16 protein-coding genes and 1 other RNA gene are annotated in these 15,821 nt (G+C 60.2%); 7 read left to right on the top strand and 10 right to left on the bottom strand.

Going from position 1 to position 15,821, the window contains the following annotated elements; all coding sequences use genetic code 11:
- The first annotated feature begins 99 nt into the window (after positions 1-99).
- Entirely contained in the window at positions 100-768 is a 669-nt protein-coding gene (locus HNR03_RS12680) for a gamma-glutamylcyclotransferase (protein WP_259153912.1), read from the top strand.
- Here HNR03_RS12680 and glpT read toward each other — a convergent pair.
- Positions 744-2,093 (bottom strand): glycerol-3-phosphate transporter, encoded by a 1,350-nt coding sequence (glpT, locus tag HNR03_RS12675; protein WP_259153911.1) that lies wholly within the window; start codon positions 2,091-2,093, stop codon positions 744-746. The genes HNR03_RS12680 and glpT overlap by 25 nt on opposite strands.
- A 325-nt stretch (positions 2,094-2,418) precedes the next feature.
- A complete protein-coding gene (locus tag HNR03_RS12670) occupies positions 2,419-3,396 on the bottom strand; it encodes an NADPH:quinone oxidoreductase family protein (RefSeq protein ID WP_259153910.1) in 978 nt (325 codons plus the stop codon).
- A 150-nt stretch (positions 3,397-3,546) separates the two neighbouring features.
- On the opposite strand from HNR03_RS12670, the gene HNR03_RS12665 reads away from it, so the two are divergent.
- Positions 3,547-3,954, top strand: a complete 408-nt coding sequence (locus tag HNR03_RS12665) for a flagellar basal body-associated protein FliL (RefSeq protein ID WP_259153909.1) — start codon at positions 3,547-3,549, stop codon at positions 3,952-3,954.
- 962 nt (positions 3,955-4,916) lie between these two features.
- On the opposite strand, the gene HNR03_RS12660 is transcribed toward HNR03_RS12665, so the two are convergent.
- The 4 genes from HNR03_RS12660 to HNR03_RS12645 all read right to left on the bottom strand — a co-directional run bounded on the left by HNR03_RS12660 (position 4,917) and on the right by HNR03_RS12645 (position 10,299).
- Positions 4,917-6,035 carry an ABC transporter permease gene (locus tag HNR03_RS12660; protein WP_259153908.1) on the bottom strand — a complete coding sequence of 373 codons (1,119 nt, stop codon included), beginning with the start codon at positions 6,033-6,035 and terminating at the stop codon, positions 4,917-4,919.
- Entirely contained in the window at positions 6,035-8,758 is a 2,724-nt protein-coding gene (gene rbbA / locus HNR03_RS12655; protein ID WP_259153907.1) for a ribosome-associated ATPase/putative transporter RbbA, read from the bottom strand. The genes HNR03_RS12660 and rbbA overlap by 1 nt, the downstream gene beginning before the upstream one ends.
- Positions 8,755-9,720 carry an HlyD family secretion protein gene (locus HNR03_RS12650; protein ID WP_222588933.1) on the bottom strand — a complete coding sequence of 322 codons (966 nt, stop codon included), beginning with the start codon at positions 9,718-9,720 and terminating at the stop codon, positions 8,755-8,757. The genes rbbA and HNR03_RS12650 overlap by 4 nt, the downstream gene beginning before the upstream one ends.
- Before the next feature lie 129 nt (positions 9,721-9,849).
- The gene (locus tag HNR03_RS12645) at positions 9,850-10,299 is read right to left on the bottom strand and encodes an EVE domain-containing protein (RefSeq protein ID WP_090178272.1); all 450 of its coding nucleotides are present in this window, start codon (positions 10,297-10,299) and stop codon (positions 9,850-9,852) included.
- Between the two features lie 195 nt (positions 10,300-10,494).
- On the opposite strand from HNR03_RS12645, the gene HNR03_RS12640 reads away from it, so the two are divergent.
- Positions 10,495-10,644 carry a hypothetical protein gene (locus HNR03_RS12640; RefSeq protein WP_166655959.1) on the top strand — a complete coding sequence of 50 codons (150 nt, stop codon included), beginning with the start codon at positions 10,495-10,497 and terminating at the stop codon, positions 10,642-10,644.
- A 34-nt stretch (positions 10,645-10,678) separates the two neighbouring features.
- On the opposite strand, the gene HNR03_RS12635 is transcribed toward HNR03_RS12640, so the two are convergent.
- The 4 genes from HNR03_RS12635 to HNR03_RS12620 all read right to left on the bottom strand — a co-directional run bounded on the left by HNR03_RS12635 (position 10,679) and on the right by HNR03_RS12620 (position 12,103).
- Positions 10,679-11,284, bottom strand: coding sequence for a 5-formyltetrahydrofolate cyclo-ligase (locus HNR03_RS12635; RefSeq protein ID WP_259154167.1), 606 nt, complete (start codon positions 11,282-11,284; stop codon positions 10,679-10,681).
- Between the two features lie 86 nt (positions 11,285-11,370).
- Positions 11,371-11,549: non-coding RNA, 6S RNA (gene ssrS, locus HNR03_RS12630), on the bottom strand.
- Positions 11,550-11,579: 30 nt separating this feature from the next.
- Positions 11,580-11,897 (bottom strand): cell division protein ZapA, encoded by a 318-nt coding sequence (locus HNR03_RS12625; protein WP_007942435.1) that lies wholly within the window; start codon positions 11,895-11,897, stop codon positions 11,580-11,582.
- On the bottom strand, positions 11,894-12,103 hold the full coding sequence (locus HNR03_RS12620; RefSeq protein ID WP_003213954.1) for a TIGR02449 family protein: 210 nt from the start codon (positions 12,101-12,103) through the stop codon (positions 11,894-11,896). The genes HNR03_RS12625 and HNR03_RS12620 overlap by 4 nt, the downstream gene beginning before the upstream one ends.
- A gap of 126 nt (positions 12,104-12,229) precedes the next feature.
- On the opposite strand from HNR03_RS12620, the gene HNR03_RS12615 reads away from it, so the two are divergent.
- Genes HNR03_RS12615 through HNR03_RS12600 form a run of 4 tightly spaced genes read left to right on the top strand, consistent with a single transcriptional unit; the run spans position 12,230 to position 15,814 of the window.
- Positions 12,230-12,790, top strand: coding sequence for a YecA family protein (locus HNR03_RS12615; RefSeq protein WP_222588931.1), 561 nt, complete (start codon positions 12,230-12,232; stop codon positions 12,788-12,790).
- Positions 12,791-12,817: 27 nt separating this feature from the next.
- The gene (pepP, locus tag HNR03_RS12610) at positions 12,818-14,152 is read left to right on the top strand and encodes a Xaa-Pro aminopeptidase (protein ID WP_259153905.1); all 1,335 of its coding nucleotides are present in this window, start codon (positions 12,818-12,820) and stop codon (positions 14,150-14,152) included.
- The gene (gene ubiH / locus HNR03_RS12605; protein WP_259153904.1) at positions 14,149-15,336 is read left to right on the top strand and encodes a 2-octaprenyl-6-methoxyphenyl hydroxylase; all 1,188 of its coding nucleotides are present in this window, start codon (positions 14,149-14,151) and stop codon (positions 15,334-15,336) included. Before pepP ends, ubiH begins: the two co-directional genes overlap by 4 nt.
- The gene (locus HNR03_RS12600) at positions 15,329-15,814 is read left to right on the top strand and encodes a DUF4442 domain-containing protein (protein WP_208670957.1); all 486 of its coding nucleotides are present in this window, start codon (positions 15,329-15,331) and stop codon (positions 15,812-15,814) included. The genes ubiH and HNR03_RS12600 overlap by 8 nt, the downstream gene beginning before the upstream one ends.
- The last annotated feature ends 7 nt before the right edge of the window (positions 15,815-15,821 follow it).

Below are 15,821 nucleotides of genomic sequence, written 5' to 3'. Positions count from 1 at the left end.
ATGGCACTTAAATTGCCTTAAAACATATGTGCCTTATTGTTACAGCGGTGCGTTCTATTAAGTAATTCTTTATTCGCGGGGAGCTGAACGCTATTCGCCATGAGTGCCATTGAATCTGGGTTTTTGAATCCGGCTTACCCTCCGCGGCTCGATCTGGGACCGCAGCTTACGCACGAACAATTGCTCAGCTCGATGCAATCGACCATGGCGCGCCACAAGGGCGGGCCGGTCTGGCTGTTTGCTTATGGTTCGCTGATCTGGCGCCCCGAATGCCCGGCGGTCGAGCGTGTTCGCGGCCGAGTGCATGGCTACCATCGCGGTTTGTACCTGTGGTCCCACGAACATCGCGGCACCCCCGAAGTGCCAGGGCTGGTTTTTGGTCTGGATCGGGGTGGTTCCTGCAGCGGCTTCGCTTATCGCTTGCCTGAAGAACAACTTGAAGCGTCGCTCTATGCCTTGTGGCAACGCGAAATGCCATTCCCGTCCTATCGCCCACACTGGCTCAACTGCCGTCTCGAAGATGGAAGCCAGGTTCAGGCGTTGGGTTTTGTATTGGAACGACACCTGCCCAGCTATGCCGGCAACTTGCCGGATCACGTGCTGAGTCATGTGTTCGAATACGCTTGCGGGCGTTACGGCACCACTCGCGATTATGTCGAGCAGACCGCCAACGCCCTGCGTAGCCACGCCATGCCAGACCGGAATCTGGAGGCGCGGCTCAAGCGCTGCAAGTCAAAAGCCGATCAGGCGATCGCTTCGCGAGTCTGACTGGCGACGTTCTTGTGGCCCAATGTGGGCGCCAGGAACACCATCGCCAGCAGGCAGGCAACGACCAGCAGAATGAAGCCGCCGTCCCATCCGAAATAGTCCACGGTGTAACCCATCAGGGCGCTGGCTGCGACTGAACCACCTAAGTAGCCGAACAGACCGGTAAAGCCCGCCGCCGTACCCGCGGCTTTCTTCGGCACCAGTTCCAGCGCCTGCAAGCCGACCAGCATCACCGGGCCGTAGATCAGGAAGCCGATGGCGAACAGCGAGATCATGTCGATCATCGGGTTGCCCGGCGGATTGAGCCAATACACGATTGTCGCAACGGTGACCAACGCCATGAACACCATGCCGGTCAGGCCACGGTTGCCACGGAAGATCTTGTCCGACATCCAGCCGCACAACAGCGTGCCGGGAATGCCTGCCCACTCGTACAGGAAGTACGCCCACGAGGTCTTGTCGAAGTCGAAGTGCTTGACCTCTTTTAGATAGGTCGGCGCCCAGTCCAGGATGCCGTAGCGCAGCAAGTACACAAAGACGTTGGCCAAGGCGATAAACCAGAGCATTTTGTTGCGCAGTACGTATTTGACGAAGATGTCCTTGGCGCTGAATTCTTCTTCGTGGCTGGCGTCGTAGCCTTCCGGGTAGTCGTTCTTATACTTCTCGATCGGCGGCAAGCCGGTCGATTGCGGCGTATCGCGCATCACAATGAAGGCAAATACGGCGACCAGCAGCGCCACGGCCGCCGGGACATAGAACTTGCTGTGCCAGTCGTTGAACCAGCCCATGCCAAGAATCGCCAGCGGGCCGATCAAGCCGCCGCCGACGTTATGCGCGGTGTTCCACACTGACACCACCTGACCGCGTTCTTTCTGCGACCACCAGTGCACCATGGTCCGGCCGCTCGGCGGCCAGCCCATGCCTTGAGCCCAACCGTTGATGAACAACAGGATGAACATCATGGTCACGCTGGACGTTGCCCATGGCGCGAAACCGAAAACGAACATCACTCCGGCAGAGACCACCAGGCCGAAGGGCAGGAAGTAACGTGGGTTGGAGCGGTCGGAGACAATGCCCATCAAAAACTTGGACAGGCCGTAGGCGATCGCAATCGCCGACATGGCCACACCCAGTTGGCCTTTTGTATAGCCCTGGGCGATCAGATCCGGGAACGCCAGCGTGAAGTTCTTGCGCAGCAGGTAGTAACCCGCATAGCCAATAAAAATCCCGGCGAAGATCTGCCAGCGAAGGCGTCGGTAGGTGCTGTCTATTTTTTCTTCAGGCAACGGAGCCTGATGTGCGGCAGGACGAAAGAAAGCAAACATTCAAGAGCTCCAGATTTCTTGTTTTGACTGCGGATGCGAATGTTACAGTTTCGTTACCGAAAATAGCATCGGTTCGCATTAGCAAAACAGCAGAAATCATGGGGATCTCATGTTCTTTTACGAACATGTCGCTCAGGTATAACTGGAGGACGGTATGGGAATCGTCCTATGCCGCTACACACGAGCTTTTTGTTTGAATGTGATTGATACGTAGCAGTTGAAGGGTGAGCAGCCCCCGGCGTTGATCGCCAAACTGAACAGGCACGTTGCTCTGACCCCCGACAATAAAAAAGCGGCCTGGGTAAACCAGACCGCTTTTCCTGGCTCAGCGAACCTGAACCACCACTTTGCCGACCGCTTTGCGCTGGCCAAGATCATTGATCGCCTGTGCCGCATTGCTCAGCGGATACACCTGAGACACCAACGGCTTCAACTTGCCTTCGGCAAACCAGTCAAACAGTTGCTGGAAGTTGGCCGCGTTGTCCTGCGGCTGGCGCTGGGCAAACGAGCCCCAGAACACACCGACCACGGCGGCACCCTTGAGCAGCGCCAGATTCACCGGGAATTCCGGGATCCGGCCGCTGGCGAAGCCGACCACCAGCAGGCGGCCGTTCCAGGCGATGGCGCGCACGGCCTGGTCAAACAGATCGCCGCCGACCGGATCGTAAATAACATCGGCGCCTTGGCCGTCGGTCAGGCGTTTGATTTCGTCCTTGAGGCTGGTTTCGCTGTAGTTGATCAGTTCATCGGCGCCGGCAGCCTTAGCCACGGCCAGTTTCTCGGTGCTGCTGGCGGCGGCGATCACGCGGGCGCCCATGGCCTTGCCGATTTCCACCGCGGCCAGGCCGACACCGCCGGAAGCACCGAGCACCAGCAGGGTTTCGCCTGGTTGCAGGTTGGCGCGTTGCTTGAGCGCGTGCATCGACGTGCCGTAGGTCATGCTGAAGGCGGCGGCGGTGTTGAAGTCCATCGAAGGTGGAATCGGCAGGACGTTGTAGCCTGGCACCGCGACCTGTTCGGCGAAGCTGCCCCAACCGGTCAGGGCCATGACCCGGTCACCGACCTTGAGGTGGCTGACCTTTTCACCCACTGCACTGACCACGCCGGCCGCCTCGCCGCCCGGCGAGAACGGGAAGGGCGGCTTGAACTGGTATTTGCCCTCGATGATCAGCGTGTCCGGGAAATTCACCCCGGCGGCGTGCACGTCCAGCAGGATTTCATTCTTCTTCGCGACAGGGCTGGCGACCTCTTCCAGCACCAGCGATTCGGCAGGGCCGAAGGCTTTGCACAGCACGGCTTTCATCAGGGCTATTCCTTTGGGAGTGATGGCCGATAAGTGTAGGTGTGTGAGTCGATGGGTCAACGAGCATGCCCGACCCTGATAGTCAGCCATAAGCTTGTGCTTGAGCGGCGGGTCGTTATGCTAGGCCGCAAACCGGATAAGGAGCGAATTGTGAAAGTGTGGATCATGTTGTTGCTGGCCCTGTCTCTGCCTGTGGCAGCGATGGCCGAAGAAGCCAAAGAAGGTGAAGCTCCGAAGGTCAATTACATCACCCTGAGCCCGCCGTTCGTGGGCAATTACGGGCTGGACGGTACGCCGAAGCTCAAGGTCTACAAGGCCGACGTGGCATTGCGCGTGACCGGTGAGGATGCCACCAAAGCGGTGAAGGCCAACGAGCCGTTGATTCGCAATCAGTTGGTCGCGTTGTTCGCACAGCAGACTACCGAGACGATGAACAACGTTGAGGCCAAGGAGAAGCTGCGTCAGGAAGCCCTGAAGCAGACTCAGCAAGTGATGAACGATGAAACGGGTAAGCCGGTGGTTGAGGATTTGCTGTTCAACAATCTGATCATTCAGTAAGCACTCCCGTTTGCGAGCAGTGCTGTTCACTTAAGATGGTTTTGGGGTTTGGGGTTTGGGGTTTGGGATTGGGGGCATATCCGTTTCTGCGGTAACGGCGGCTTAGGGTTCCGCCCTGACGGCGGGTCACTTGGAGAAGCGCCAAGTAACCAAGCGCTTTTGCCCCTGACGTTCGGTGCCTCGCCTAGGCTCGGCATGCCCTCGCTCCGGTCCTGCTCCGTGGGCCCGCCGCCATCGGCCATCCATGGCCGGGGGCGGCTAACCCGGCATCCATGCCGGGTTGCCCTCTGCGCAGAACCTGCGCTCGGCCTCACGAGGGGGCGTGCACCGCAAAAGCAAAGCGAGGCGGCCTACGGGCCGGCCTGGTTCTTCAACGCTTGCGCGTCGTGATCCTGACCCTGATCGTTCCCACGCTCTGCGTGGGAATGCATCCCGTGACGCTCCGCGTCACCCTTGCGCAAGACTCAAGCCTGGTGTCGACAGCGGAACGCAGAGCGTCCCCGGCGGCATTCCCACGCGGAGCGTGGGAACGATCAACAGCAACAGCATCGCGAGCAGGCTCACTCCCACATAAAGCAGAGCAGGCCGGCGCAGAGCTTTTGCTCCTCACCACTCATCAGGCCGAGCGTTAGCTCGCCTTGCGCTTTTGATCTTGATCTTGATCTGCTCCGTCGGGAGGCCGAACGCAGGTTCTGCGTAGTGGGCAACCCGGCATGGATGCCGGGTTAGCCGCCCCCGGCCATGGATGGCCGATGGCGGCGGGCCCACGGAGCAGGACCGGAGTGAGGGAATGCCGAGCCTAGGCGAGGCACCGTACGTCAGGGGCGCAAGCGCTTGGTTACTTGGCGCTCTTCCAAGTAACCCGCCGTCAGGGCGGAACCAATAGCCGCCGTTACCCCAAAAACGGATATGTACCCACCCCCAACCCTACCCCCAACCCCACCCCCAAAATCGCCCGCCATTCAAGACGCCAGGCTCTTGCGAAACCGCATCAACGCAATCGCAAAGAACAGCAGCCCGATGACGGCCAATGCCAACAGATCCGGCCAGACCACACTCAGCCCGGCATCGCGAAACAGAATGGCAGCGCCAAGGCTGACAAAATGCGTTGATGGCGAACCCTGCATCACCCATTGCAGCCATTGCGGCATGCTGTCCAGCGGCGTGCTGCCACCGGACAGCAACAACATCGGAATGATCACCGGAATGGCCAACAGGCCGAATTGCGGAGTCGAGCGGGCCAGGGTCGCGAGGAAAATCCCCAGCGCCGTACTGGCGAACAGATAAACCGCGGTGACCATCAAAAACAGGCTCATGGAGCCCGCCAATGGCACGCCCAGTGCGCCTTTGACAATCACTTCCAGCGAAATCCAAGTGCACACGACGACCACCAGCATGTTGCTCCAGATTTTCGCCAGCATGATTTCCAACGCGGTCAACGGCAGCACCAGCAAGTGATCGAGGGTGCCATGTTCACGCTCGCGCAGCAGTGCCGTGCCGGTCAGGATGATGGCCAGAATGGTGATGTTGTTGACGATCTGAATCACCGCCAGGAACCAGCCACCTTCCAGATTGGTATTGAACAGCGAGCGGGTGGTCAGCAGGACCGGTGCCTGATTGGCCGGATCGTTTTGCCCGCCGTAATTGAGCAGTTCGCGCTGGAAGATCCGCCCGATGTAACCCGCGCCCATGAACGCCTGGCTCATGGCCGTGGCATCCACGTTCACTTGCACCGCCGGTTGGCGACCGGCCAACAGATCCGCCTGGAAATTCGCCGGCACATTGATCACGAAGGTGTATTTCCCGCTGTCCATGACCTGATCGAGTTGCCCGTAAGGCAACAGCACCGGTCGCTGGAACTCCGGCGGTTGCAGCGCTTGCGCCAGTTGGCGTGACAGGTGGCTGTGATCTTCGTCCACCATCGCGACGCTGGCGTTGTGCACGCCAATCACAGAGCCGGCGGCGGGCATATAGATCGCCACGGTAAAGGCGTAGAACAGGAACACCAGCAACACGCTGTCGTGCCGCAGGCTGGTCAGCTCCTTGAGGCCCAGCCGAAAAATATGCGCAAGCTTGTGCATCAGGCCTCCTGCTTTTTCAGCATCACCAGGCTCAGCCCGGTAAAGGCGAGAAAGAACCCGAAAAGCGCCAGGCATTGGGGCCATAACTGTCGCAGGTCGAGCGCTTTGGTGAAGGTGCCGACGGCGATATCGAGAAAGTAACCGGCCGGAAACAGCATGCCCATCACTGCGGCGGCGCCTTCCAGGGAAGAGCGCGGCACGATCAGCCCGGAAAACTGGATAGTCGGCAGGCTGGTGATGATCATCGTGCCGAGGATGGCCGCGATCTGGGTGCGGGTGAATGCCGAGATCAGCAGGCCCATGCTGGTCGTTGCCAGCACATACAGCAGCCCGCCGAAGGCCAGGGTCAGCCCGCTGCCTTTGAATGGTACGCCGAACAACCAGCGGTTCATGGCCGTCAGCACCGCGAGGTTGATCAGACTGACCGCCAGGTACGGCGCTTGTTTACCGAGCAGGAATTCCAGGCGTGTCAGCGGCGTGGCGTAGAAGTTGGTGATCGAACCCAGCTCCTTTTCCCGCACGATCCCCAATGCCGTGAGCATGGCCGGAATGAACGCGAGAATCAGCGCCATCACCCCGGGGCCGATGGCGTTGACGCTGACGACATCCTGGTTGTAGCGGAATCGGGTTTGCAGTGTGGCCGCGGCTTGTCGATTCAGCGCGGGGCTGCTCTGTTCGGCCAGTTGTTCAATGTTGGCCTGATGCACCGCCTCCACATAATTGCGGCTGGTCTCCGCGCGAAACGGCATGCCGCCATCGAGCCAGGCTGCCACGGCCGGTTGACGTCCGGCGTACAAATCCCGGCCAAAACCTGGCGGCACTTCCAGCGCCAATTTGATTTCCGAGCGTTGAAGGCGTCGATGCAGCTCTTTGGTGTCGCGAATCGGCGCTTGTTCGGCGAAGTATCGCGAGCTGCGGAACGCTTCCAGATAGGTGCGGCTTTGCGGCGTCTGGTCCTGATCGAACACGGCGAAAGCGAGTTTTTCCACGTCCAGGGAAATCCCGTAGCCGAAGATCACCATCATGAAGATCGCCCCGAGCAAAGCGAACGCCATTCGCACTTTATCGCGCAGCAACTCCTTGGCTTCGCGGCTGGCCACTGCCACCAGGCGAGCGACACTGAATCCACGTTGCTTCATCGGTGGAGGCGGTGCGACGGCTACTTCGGTGGGCACCGCAGGCGTCGGTGTTTCGCTTGTGCCTTGGGCCTGTTCCAGGCAAGTGACAAACGCTGCTTCCAGCGTTTCGCCCTTGAACTGTTGTTGCAAGGCCGCCGGGGTGTCACAGGCCAGTACCTTGCCGGCGTGCATGAACGAGATGCGGTCGCAGCGCTGGGCTTCATTCATGAAATGCGTGGAGAGGAAAATGGTTACGCCTTGCTCGCGGGACAGTTCGATCAGCAACCGCCAAAAGTCGTCTCGCGCGGCCGGATCCACGCCGGAGGTGGGTTCGTCGAGGATCAGCACTTCCGGGCGATGCAACACCGCCACGGCCAGCGACAGTCGTTGACGCAAACCCAAGGGCAGGGCGCCGGACGGCTGATCGGCGACGCTGCCCAAGTTGAAGCGTTGGATGAGTTCGTCAATGCGTCGGGCGCTGTCGACCTTGGGCAAATCGAACAGTCGCGCATGCAAGTCCAGGTTCTGTCGCACACTGAGTTCGCCATACAGCGAGAAACTCTGGGACATGAAACCGACCCGTTTGCGGGTGGCCAGGTCCTTGGCGTTTACCGGATTGCCCAGCAGGGTGGCGCTGCCTTCAGTGGCGGGCATCAACCCGGTGAGGACTTTCATGGTGGTGGTCTTGCCGCAGCCGTTGGAGCCGAGAAAGCCGAAAATCTCACCGCGACCGATGGCGAAGCTGACGTTATCCACCGCAGTAAAGTCGCCGAAGCGCAAGGTCAGGCCGTGGGCCTCGATGGCGATGTCCGTGCTGGCGGTGGTTCTGGGTGGTATCACCAGCGGCAGGTTGTCGTGGCCGCTGGCGCCCTGAAAGTGGGTGAACGCTTCGTCGAGTTTGCCGCTGGGCGTCGCGGCAGCCAATTCGCTGGTCAGTCCCGTGGCAATCAGTTTGCCGCCGTCGAGCATCAGGCAGTGTTCGAATTGCTCGGCTTCTTCCATATAGGCGGTGGCGACCAGCAACGTCAGTTGCGGGCGTTGGCGGCGAACGTCGTCGACCAACTCCCAGAAACGTCGGCGGGATAACGGGTCTACGCCGGTCGTTGGTTCATCGAGGATCAGCAGGTCCGGTTCATGGATCAACGCGCAACACAGACCGAGTTTCTGTTTCATGCCACCCGAGAGTTTGCCCGCCGGGCGATCGGCGAACCGCAGCAGGTCGGTGGCCAGCAACAGGCTGTGCATGCGCTCATCGAATTCGGCTTTCGACAGGCCGAACAGGGTGGCGAAAAAGTGGATGTTCTCGCTGATCGACAAATCAGGGTATAGGTTGCCGCCCAGGCCTTGGGGCATGAAGGCGATTCGGGGATAGAGACTCGTGCGGTGGCGGCGATCCTGGATCGAGCCGCCCAGTACTTCCAGTTGACCGTCCTGCAGGGTTTTCACGCCTGCGATCAGTCCCAGCAAGCTCGACTTGCCGGCACCATCGGGGCCGATCAACCCGCAGCGGGTGCCTGCCGGCAGGCTGAACAGGATGTCACTGAGTGCGTGCTGCTTGCCGTAACGGTGGTTGATGCCGGTCGCTTGCAGCGCCAGGACGGTCATTGCAGGTTGGCCGGCCAGTTGATCGGCGCCGTGCGCACGTAACCGGCGCCCGGCATGCCCGGTTTAGCCTGAGGCAGGGCGCTCGGGTCGGTCAGGCGCAACTTGACGCGGAACACCAGTTTTTGCCGCTCGTCGCGCGTCTCGACTTCCTTGGGGGTGAATTGCGACTTGGCCGCGACGAAGCTGATTTTTGCCGGCAGCGGATGGTCGGGCAGGGCGTCGAGGAGGATCCGCGCTTCTTCGCCGACTGCCAGGCGTCCGGTGATGGAGGCCGAGAGGTAAAGGTTCATGTATTGGTCGCTGGGGTCGATCAGCAATAGCACTCGTCCGCCAGCGCCGAGCACTTCGCCGGGTTCGGCCATGCGCAACTGGATCACTCCGTCGATGGGCGCGCGCAGGCTGCTGTCATCGATTTCGCTGGTCAACATGGCGACCTGGGCCTGCGCCGCTCCGATCGCTGCGCCGACCGCCGAGACTTGTGCTCGGGCTGCTGCGACGGCTGCACCGCCGGTGTCCAGGCGGGCTTGCTGCTGATCAATGATCTGGCCGCTCACGAAACCGTGTTTGAACAGTTCCTGAGACCGTTTGAGTTCCTGTTGCGCGAGCAGTTGTTCGCTCTGGCGCAGTTGCACGTTGGCCTGGGCAGCGGAAAGGTTTTCCCGCGCACGCAACACCTCGGCTTGCGCCTGTTCGCGCTGGGCTTCGAGGGTGCGCGTGTCCATCCGGGCCAGCAGTTGGCCTTTGCTGACCTTGTCGCCTTCATTGACCAGCACTTCGGCCAGTCGACCAGGTGTTTTGCTGGCGATCTGCACTTCCGTGGCCTCGAGCCGGCCGTTGCCGACGTACAAGCCTTCGGGCAACCGGTCATGCATCGACTTCCAGTAACCGAAGCCCCCGGCGGCCAGCAGTAAAACCAGCAAGGCGCTGGCAAAGAGTATCGAAGAGCGGCTGTGAGTCGACATGCTGGCATCCTGCGGCTATTGCGTCCTAGTCTGGCAGAGCAAACGCCGGGGCGAGTTGATGCCAGTCAACTGGGACACAGGCTAACCCGGTTCCGCGCGAAAAAGTGATGGCGAAGTGGTTTTGATTTTTTAGCGTAGATCGAGAACGGCCGCCCACTGCTCGGCGGTCACCGGCATGACCGACAATCTCGAGCCTTTCTGCACCAGCGGCATCTGCTCCAACGCCGTCTGCTGCTTCAGATAATCGAGCTTCAACACCTTGGCAAACGTCTCGACATGCGCGACATCAATGGCGCTCCAGGCGTTTTTTTCTGCGCTGGCCTTCGGGTCGTAGTAATGGCTTTCAGGCTCCAGTGCCGTCGGGTCCGGGTACGCGGCTTCGACAATCTTGCCGATTCCGGCAATCCCGGGCTCGGGGCAGCTGGAGTGATAGAAGAAAAACTCGTCGCCCACCGCCATCGCACGCAAAAAGTTGCGCGCCTGATAGTTGCGAACCCCGTCCCAGCGCGCTCGACCCAGCTTCTCGAGGTCTTTGATCGAGAGCTCGTCGGGCTCGGATTTCATCAGCCAGTAGGCCATCGTTTTTGCTCCTTGCGAGGTGGTTGGGCAAGTTGTCGGGCGATTTTATGACAAACCGACGGTCGGTTGACGCCAGCGTTTGCGTGTCAGTTCACGTTGTCGCAAAATGCCGGCCTTCTAAGCTTGACGCTGCTGCACGGCCTACAACGGAAACCGCTGCTGTCATCGTGTTGATGTGCCTTTGGGGGGCAATCGATGAAACGCAAACCGGATTTACTATGGATTTTGGTTATTTTGTTCGGCCTCGGCGTCGTAACCACTGGCTATGCCCAAAGCTTGTGGAGCAACAAGACCGACGCGCCAATCGAAATCGCCCAGCAACAACCCTCGGCTTTCAAACGCTGAACCCGTCTTCGGACGCCGCTGATACCAGTGGCGTCTAGACTGCGAAATACCACGCCCTGTCTGTCACCGTTCCTTGCAACGGCACATCCCAGCTCGCTTGAGCCAAACGTTCGACTTTCTGACATTCATGGGCCAGTCCCAGCAGCGTTGGCTTGCGCCAGGTTTGGCGGCGCGCCATATAGGCCAGGCTTCGATCATAGAAACCACCGCCCATGCCGAGGCGTCCGCCGACATCGTCAAACCCTACCAATGGCAGCAACACCAGGTCTAGCGCCCATACCTTGCGTTGCCGGGCAATATTGGCCCGGGGTTCGAGAATGCGAAAACGGTTGGGTTTGAGTGTCTCGCCGGGACGGATTCGCTGGAAAACCATTTTGGTCCGCGGCCAGGCACTGAGCACCGGCAAATACGTCGCCTTGCCCCGGCGTTGCGCGGCGCGCAGCAACAGGCGCGGATCGATTTCACCGTCGGTGGGCAGGTACAGGGAGATGTGTTTTGCGCGACGAAACAATGGCTGTTGGGCCAACTGCTTGTACAACCCGCGAGCTGCCTGGCGCTGCTGACTGGGGGTCAGTGCGCGGCGGGCCTTGCGCAGCATGCGTCGAAGTTGCGGGCGGGGTAGCAGCGCAGGTTCGTTCATGGATTCAGGCTTCGGCAGGACGAGTACATAAAGCGTACCCGTAAAAAAGCCGATGCCGGTAATTAAACCGGCATCGGACACAAATCAGGCTCCCCGGATGAACCGCTGCTGACTTAGCCCTTGAACCCGAAAGTTCAAGGTGGAAGATGCAGTAGGCTTTAAGGCTTTCCGTCTAGCGGACATGCACACCAGCCCAACGTGCAACTTCCAGGGTAGTGCGAATCGGCTCAGGGACGTGGTCAACTGGCAAGCACCCCAGGGAGTGATGCGAGTATAACCCAAGCTGTCCGCCGAATCAGCCCTTGGTGACATCCGGATCAGTGGCGAGCACCAGATCGACGCGATCGAGCAGGTCGCGAACCTGCTCGCGGGTCGAGCCGCTGGCCTGCACATCCGGGCGTTCTTCCTTGTGCAGAAGATCGTGGGTGATGTTCAGTGCAGCCATCACGGCAATGCGATCAGCACCGATGACTTTACCGCTGCTGCGGATTTCGCGCATCTTGCCGTCCAGGTAACGGGCGGCGCTCACCAGGTTGCTGCGCTCCTCTTGCGGGCAGATGATCGAATATTCTTTATCGAGGATCTGCACGGTAACGCTATTGCTTGAACTCATGAGTCTTGCTCCAGGGCCTTGAGGCGCGAAATCATTGATTCGACCTTACGCCGGGCGATTTCGTTCTTTTCAATGAGGTGAGCGCGTTCCTCGCGCCAGGTTTTTTCCTGAGCTAATAGGAGTCCGTTTTGACTCTTTAGTTGCTCGACCCGATTAATTAGCAGTTCGAGTCTTGCCATCAGCGCTTGCAGGTCGGTGTCTTCCATTGTGTCCACTGAATTCGGTCTGATGGATGGTAGATGGCGGACAGCCTTTAATAGTCTTGGCGAGTCTGTCGATGTAGGATACAAGGCCTTCATTCTAGACATAGCGCCGTCTGGCGCCTAGCTACCATGCCCATTCAGAATTCCCCGTACCAAGCCTTCGCCACCCTGCTGACTTCCAGCGGTCATAACGTCTCGCCTGCCGAACTGCACGGCCTGTTGCTCGGCCGCAGTTGCGCCGGTGCAGGTTTCGACGCCGAAGGCTGGCTGGTCGATGCTGCCGAACTGCTCGAAAACGAGCCACAGGACAATGTCCGCAACGCCCTGATCGGCTTGCAGGAGATGGTCAAGGGCGAGCTCACCGGCGACGACGTGACCGTCGTTCTGCTGCTGCCGACCGATGACGAACCGCTGGCTGACCGTGCCGTGGCACTGGGCCAATGGTGCCAGGGTTTCCTCAGCGGTTTCGGTCTGAACTGCCGTGACAGCAGCATGCTGAGCACCGAGGCCACCGAAGTGTTGCAGGACCTGGCGGCGATTTCCCAGGTGCAAGATGCCCTGGAAGAGTCCGAAGACGGTGAAACCGACTATATGGAAGTGATGGAATACCTGCGGGTCGCGCCATTGCTGCTGTTCTCCGAAACCAAAAAAGCAGATGCGCCGGCCGCGGCCAAACCGTCGCTGCATTAATCGTTTGCCAGGGAAAGCCATCTGCCCATGATTCATATCCCGAAATCGGAATACAGCCGTCGCCGCAAGGCCTTGATGGCGCAGATGGAACCCAACAGCATTGCGATCCTGCCCGCCGCCGCGGTGGCTATCCGCAACCGCGACGTCGAGCATGTCTATCGCCAGGACAGCGACTTCCAGTACCTCAGCGGTTTCCCCGAGCCTCAAGCCGTCATCGTCCTGATGCCTGGCCGAGAGCACGGCGAATACGTGCTGTTCTGCCGTGAGCGCAACGCCGAGCGCGAGTTGTGGGATGGTCTGCGTGCCGGCCAGGAAGGCGCGATTCGCGATTTCGGCGCTGACGACGCGTTCCCGATCACCGATATCGACGACATCCTGCCGGGCCTTATCGAAGGCCGTGACCGAGTCTATTCGGCCATGGGCAGCAACCCGGAATTCGACCGTCACCTGATGGACTGGATCAACGTGATCCGCTCCAAGGCGCACCTCGGCGCGCAGCCACCGAACGAATTCGTTGCCCTGGATCATCTGCTTCACGACATGCGCCTGTATAAATCGGCGGCAGAAGTGAAGGTGATGCGCGAAGCCGCGCGGATATCCGCCCAGGCGCATATCCGCGCCATGCAGGCCAGCCGGGCCGGGCTGCACGAGTTCAGCCTCGAAGCAGAACTCGATTACGAATTCCGCAAGGGCGGGGCGAAGATGCCGGCGTACGGTTCGATCGTCGCGTCGGGGCGCAACAGCTGCATCCTGCATTACCAGGAGAATGACGCCGTGCTCAAGGATGGCGATTTGGTGCTGATCGATGCCGGTTGCGAGATCGACTGCTATGCCAGCGACATCACCCGCACCTGGCCGGTCAATGGCAAGTATTCACCTGAGCAGAAGGCGATCTACGAGTTGGTGCTGGCGTCCCAGGAAGCCGCTTTCGCCGAGATCGCCCCGAACAAACACTGGAATCAGGCGCACGAAGCCACGGTCCGGGTGATTACATCCGGTCTGGTGAAGTTGGGCCTGTTGCAAGGCGACGTCGACGAGCTGATCGCCAGCGAAGCCTATAAAGCCTTTTATATGCACCGTGCCGGCCACTGGCTGGGCATGGATGTGCATGACGTCGGCGATTACAAGGTCGGCGGCGAATGGCGCGTGCTGGAAGTCGGCATGGCGCTGACCGTTGAACCGGGGATCTACATCTCCCCGGACAACCAGAACGTAGCGAAGAAATGGCGCGGCATCGGCGTGCGCATCGAGGATGACGTGGTAGTGACCAAAACCGGTTGTGAAATCCTGACCAACGGCGTGCCAAAAACTGTCGCCGAGATCGAGGCCTTGATGGCTGCTGCACGGGCGCACGCGGCATGAGTCGAGTCAATCTGGCGATTATCGGTGGCGGCCTGGTGGGCGCCAGTCTGGCGTTGGCCCTGCAGGCCGGGGCCAAGGCGCGCGGCTGGAAGATCGTACTGATCGAGCCGTTTGCTCCCGGCCACACTTATCAGCCGAGCTATGACGCCCGTTCTTCGGCGTTGTCCTACGGTGCCAAGCAGATTTATCAACGGTTGGGCGTGTGGCAGGAAATCTCCCGTCGCGCCGAACCGATCAAGCAGATTCATGTCTCCGACCGTGGGCGTTTTTCCACCGCGCGCTTGTCCGCGATGGAAGAAGGCGTTCCGGCGCTGGGCTATGTGGTGGAAAACGCCTGGCTGGGCCAATGCCTCTGGCAAGGCCTGGACAAGGACGTGGTCACTTGGCGTTGCCCGGCAGAAGTGACACGCATGGAGCCGTTGACCGACGGCTATCGCCTGACCCTCGACGACGAAACCATCCTCGAATGCGACCTTGCGGTGCTGGCCGATGGCGGCCGTTCCGGCCTGCGCGAGCAGTTGGGGATCGGCATCAGGAAGCGTCCGTACAACCAGAGCGCCCTGATCGCCAATATCACCCCGAGTGAAGCCCACAACGGCATGGCGTTCGAGCGCTTTACCGACGACGGTCCGATGGCGTTGCTGCCGCTGCCGGAAAACCGCTGCGCCCTGGTCTGGACCCGCCTGGGGATGGACGCGCAACGGTTGGCGGCGCTCGATGAGCGCAGCTTTCTCAGTGAATTGCAGGGCGTGTTCGGTTATCGCCTCGGTACCCTGAAACAGGTGGGCGCGCGGCATCTTTACCCGCTGACATTGATCGAGGCCGAAGAGCAGGTGCGCCCGCACCTGGCAATTCTTGGCAACGCCGCCCACAGCTTGCACCCGATCGCCGGCCAGGGTTTCAACCTGTCCTTGCGCGATGCCCAGGCGTTGGCCGATGCCTTGTTGGCCAGCGAGACAGCGCCCGGCGACTTTGCGACCTTGCAGGCTTACCGCGAGCGCCAGCGCCTGGATCAGAACCTCACCGTGGGTTTCTCGGATCAGGTCACCCGATTGTTTGGCAGCACCCAGCCGCTGGTTTCACTGGGCCGGAATATCGGCTTGCTCGGCCTCGATCTGCTGCCTCCGGCCAAGCGCTGGTTCGCCCGGCAAGCCATGGGGCTGGGTACGCGTCCCGATGCTTAAGTGGCTGACCGACACGTTCGGCAAAGCGCGGTTGATGCGCTGGTTCATGACCTTTTACCCGCCTTACCTGGGCGCCGGGGTTCGGGTTCAGCACATCAGTGATGACTTTCGGGACATCAAAGTGTCCATGGGCCTGAGCTGGTACAACCGCAACTACGTCGGCACCCAGTTTGGCGGCAGCCTGTATTCGATGGTCGACCCGTTTTTCATGCTGATGCTGATGGAAAACCTCGGTCACCGTTACATCGTCTGGGACAAGGCCGCCGACATCGATTTCATCACGCCGGGCAAAGGCCCTGTATTCGCCCGTTTCACGATCGACGACACCTTGCTCGACGAGATCCGCCGGCAGACGGCCAATGGCGAAAAATACCTGCCGCAGTTGCAGGTCGATATTCATGACGGTGCCGGTCACTTGGTGGCGCGGGTCGGAAAAACCCTTTACGTGCGGCGCAAGCCGCAAGCGAGACAGGCTTAAAGCATGG

This window comes from Pseudomonas sp. JAI111 (genome assembly GCF_024809425.1).
In the GTDB taxonomy this organism is placed as follows: domain Bacteria; phylum Pseudomonadota; class Gammaproteobacteria; order Pseudomonadales; family Pseudomonadaceae; genus Aquipseudomonas.
The sequence above is the reverse complement of the archived record's forward strand: the minus strand, read 5'-3'. Positions and strand labels throughout refer to the sequence as shown.

What these genes read in the sequence shown, in the direction of transcription:
- HNR03_RS12625 (WP_007942435.1), bottom strand. Translation starts at nt 11,897, where the DNA reads ATGAGTTCAAGCAATAGCGTTACCGTGCAGATCCTCGATAAAGAATAT.
- HNR03_RS12650 (WP_222588933.1), bottom strand. Translation starts at nt 9,720, where the DNA reads ATGTCGACTCACAGCCGCTCTTCGATACTCTTTGCCAGCGCCTTGCTG.
- pepP (WP_259153905.1), top strand. Translation starts at nt 12,818, where the DNA reads ATGATTCATATCCCGAAATCGGAATACAGCCGTCGCCGCAAGGCCTTG.
- HNR03_RS12620 (WP_003213954.1), bottom strand. Translation starts at nt 12,103, where the DNA reads ATGGAAGACACCGACCTGCAAGCGCTGATGGCAAGACTCGAACTGCTA.
- HNR03_RS12645 (WP_090178272.1), bottom strand. Translation starts at nt 10,299, where the DNA reads ATGGCCTACTGGCTGATGAAATCCGAGCCCGACGAGCTCTCGATCAAA.
- HNR03_RS12640 (WP_166655959.1), top strand. Translation starts at nt 10,495, where the DNA reads ATGAAACGCAAACCGGATTTACTATGGATTTTGGTTATTTTGTTCGGC.
- ubiH (WP_259153904.1), top strand. Translation starts at nt 14,149, where the DNA reads ATGAGTCGAGTCAATCTGGCGATTATCGGTGGCGGCCTGGTGGGCGCC.
- HNR03_RS12615 (WP_222588931.1), top strand. Translation starts at nt 12,230, where the DNA reads ATGCCCATTCAGAATTCCCCGTACCAAGCCTTCGCCACCCTGCTGACT.
- HNR03_RS12670 (WP_259153910.1), bottom strand. Translation starts at nt 3,396, where the DNA reads ATGAAAGCCGTGCTGTGCAAAGCCTTCGGCCCTGCCGAATCGCTGGTG.
- HNR03_RS12660 (WP_259153908.1), bottom strand. Translation starts at nt 6,035, where the DNA reads ATGCACAAGCTTGCGCATATTTTTCGGCTGGGCCTCAAGGAGCTGACC.
- HNR03_RS12635 (WP_259154167.1), bottom strand. Translation starts at nt 11,284, where the DNA reads ATGAACGAACCTGCGCTGCTACCCCGCCCGCAACTTCGACGCATGCTG.
- rbbA (WP_259153907.1), bottom strand. Translation starts at nt 8,758, where the DNA reads ATGACCGTCCTGGCGCTGCAAGCGACCGGCATCAACCACCGTTACGGC.
- HNR03_RS12600 (WP_208670957.1), top strand. Translation starts at nt 15,329, where the DNA reads ATGCTTAAGTGGCTGACCGACACGTTCGGCAAAGCGCGGTTGATGCGC.
- HNR03_RS12680 (WP_259153912.1), top strand. Translation starts at nt 100, where the DNA reads ATGAGTGCCATTGAATCTGGGTTTTTGAATCCGGCTTACCCTCCGCGG.
- glpT (WP_259153911.1), bottom strand. Translation starts at nt 2,093, where the DNA reads ATGTTTGCTTTCTTTCGTCCTGCCGCACATCAGGCTCCGTTGCCTGAA.